The organism is Falsiroseomonas oryzae (assembly GCF_027856955.1).
In the GTDB taxonomy this organism is placed as follows: Bacteria; Pseudomonadota; Alphaproteobacteria; order Acetobacterales; family Acetobacteraceae; genus Falsiroseomonas; species Falsiroseomonas oryzae.
On record NZ_JAPSMD010000629.1, the window covers coordinates 1 to 2403 of the forward strand.

A 2403-nucleotide genomic window follows, 5' to 3' on the forward strand; every position below is an offset into this window, starting at 1 on the left:
GCTGCCGGAGGCGCACCGCGCCGCCGTGCTGGCGGCCGCCCGCAACGCGGAGGCCCGCGGCTGGCGGCTGGCCGCCGAATCGCAGGCCGAGGCGGAGGCGCGTATGGTGGCGCGCGGCGTGCAGGTGGTGCCCGCCTCGCCCGAGCTGCTCGCCGCCATCCGCCGTGCCGGCGAGACCATGGTCGAGGAATGGGCGCAGCGCGCCGGCGAGGACGGTCGCCGGATGCTTGCGGAGTACCGCGCGGCACGCGGCTGACCGCGCGCGCACCCCCTTGCGCGTCGCGTCGGATTCCGCGCAAGAGCGACGGGCGAGGGGGACTTCACCGATGAGCCTGTTCCGCTGCACGACATGCGCGCCGGGCGGGCGCCGCTGAGATGGCGGCGCTGCGACGCGGGCTCGACCTGCTCTACCTGCTCGGCGGCATCGCCGGCGGGATCGCCCTGGCCGCGATCGCCGGCATCATCGCGGCCCAGGTGGTCGGCCGGCAGTTCGGCCTGCAGCTTGCCGGCGCCGACGACCTGACCGCCTTCGCGGTCGCGGGCTCGGCGCTGCTGCCGCTGGCCTATGCCTTCCGCCACGGCGCCCATATCCGCGTGGACCTCATCATCGGCCATGTGCGCGGCCGCGCGCGCTTCGCGATGGAGGCGCTGGCGCTGGCGCTGACTGCCGGACTCTGCGCCTTCCTCGCCTTCGCCATGGCCGACCTGGCCTATGATTCCTGGCAGTTCGAGGACGTGGCGCAGGGCACGGTGCCCTGGACGCTGTGGTATCCGCAGGCCGCCTGCGCGCTGGGATGCGCGCTGTTCGCCGTGGCGCTGCTGGATGACCTGGCGGTGCACCTTTCGGGCGGCACGCCGTCCTACCGCCGGGCGGCCGAGGCCTCCGCCGTGGCGCGCGCGGCGGAGGAGATCTGAGCATGGAACTCGCCCAGACCGAGGCCGGGCTGCTGCTGCTCGGCGCGCTGTTCGCCATCCTCGCGCTCGGCGTCTGGATCGGGCTCGGCCTGCTGGCCACGGGCCTGGTCGGCGTGATCGCGCTGCCCATGCTGATGCCGGGGCTCGCGACCTTCCCGGCCGAGAAGGTGCTGGGCAGCGCGGTGTGGGGCTCGCTCGCCTCCTGGACGCTCGCCGCGCTGCCGCTCTTCATCTGGATGGGCGAGATCCTGTTCCGCACCCGCCTGAGCGAAGACATGTTCAAGGGCCTGGCGCCGTGGGTGCAGCGCCTGCCCGGGCGGCTGATGCATGTGAACGTCATCGGCTGCGGGATCTTCGCCGCCGTCTCCGGATCCTCCGCGGCCACCGCCGCCACGATCGGGAAGATGGCGCTCCCGGCGCTGCTGCAGCGCGGCTACCACGCGCCGATGGCAATCGGCAGCCTGGCGGGCGCCGGCACGCTCGGCCTGCTGATCCCCCCTTCCATCGTGATGATCGTCTATGGCGTCGCGGCGGAAGTCTCGATCGTCCGGCTGTTCATCGCGGGCATCATCCCCGGCCTGATGCTGATGGCGCTGTTCAGCGGCTACATCGCCGTCTGGTCGCTGCTGAACCCGAAGCTGACGCCGCCCCCCGACCCGCCCATGCCCTTCCGGGAGAAGCTGAAGGCGTCCGGCCAGCTCATACCGGTGGTGCTGCTGATCGCGTTCGTCATGGGCAGCATCTATTTCGGCTGGGCGACGGCGACGGAAGCGGCGGTGTTCGGCGTGGTCGGCGCGCTCGCGCTCTCCGCCTGGGGGCGCACGCTCACCTGGCGCAGCTTCACGGACAGCCTGATGGGCGCGGTCCGGCTGTCCTGCATGATCAACCTGATCCTGGCAGGCGCCGCCTTCCTGACGAAGGCCATGGCCTATTCCGGCATTCCCGCGGCGATGGCCGCATGGGTGGGCGCGCAGGGCTTCAGCCCGGTCACCATCATCCTGGTGCTGACGCTCATCTACCTGGTGCTGGGCTGCTTCATCGACGGCATCAGCATGATCGTGCTCACCGCCTCCGTCGTGCTGCCGATCATCGCCGCGACCGGCTTCGACCTGATCTGGTTCGGCATCTTCATCGTGCTGGTGGTGGAACTGGCGCAGATCACGCCGCCCGTCGGCTTCAACCTCTTCGTGCTGCAGGGGCTGACCGGCAAGGACATCCTGACCGTCACCCGAAACACGCTGCCGTTCTTCGTGCTGATGCTGGTCGCCGTCGCGCTGGTGACGATCTTCCCGGGGATCGTCACCTTCCTGCCGAACACCATGTTCGGCGCCTGAAGCCGGTCGCGCCGGCGGGGGGGAAGGCCCTCCCGCCGGCGCGGGCCGCTCTTCAGCGGGTGCCGCTGCCGGTGCCGCCGGAGCCGCCCTGGCCGCCGCTGCTGCTGCCGCCGCCCATCGAGCCGCTGCCCATGTTGCCCGGCGCGCCGCTGCC

Annotated in this window: 2 protein-coding genes and 1 pseudogene; all 3 read left to right on the top strand. The window is 71.9% G+C overall.

Features of this window, described 5'->3' with window-relative positions:
• Nucleotides 1-256 (top strand): annotated as a pseudogene (locus OZN99_RS29835) (TRAP transporter substrate-binding protein DctP); the annotation flags it as partial.
• A gap of 119 nt (nucleotides 257-375) precedes the next feature.
• Nucleotides 376-915, top strand: a complete 540-nt coding sequence (locus OZN99_RS29840) for a TRAP transporter small permease (protein ID WP_270938843.1) — start codon at nucleotides 376-378, stop codon at nucleotides 913-915.
• Nucleotides 916-917: 2 nt separating this feature from the next.
• The gene (locus OZN99_RS29845; protein WP_270938844.1) at nucleotides 918-2249 is read left to right on the top strand and encodes a TRAP transporter large permease; all 1332 of its coding nucleotides are present in this window, start codon (nucleotides 918-920) and stop codon (nucleotides 2247-2249) included.
• Nucleotides 2250-2403 lie beyond the last annotated feature (154 nt).

What these genes read in the sequence shown, in the direction of transcription:
- OZN99_RS29840 (WP_270938843.1), top strand. Translation starts at nt 376, where the DNA reads ATGGCGGCGCTGCGACGCGGGCTCGACCTGCTCTACCTGCTCGGCGGC.
- OZN99_RS29845 (WP_270938844.1), top strand. Translation starts at nt 918, where the DNA reads ATGGAACTCGCCCAGACCGAGGCCGGGCTGCTGCTGCTCGGCGCGCTG.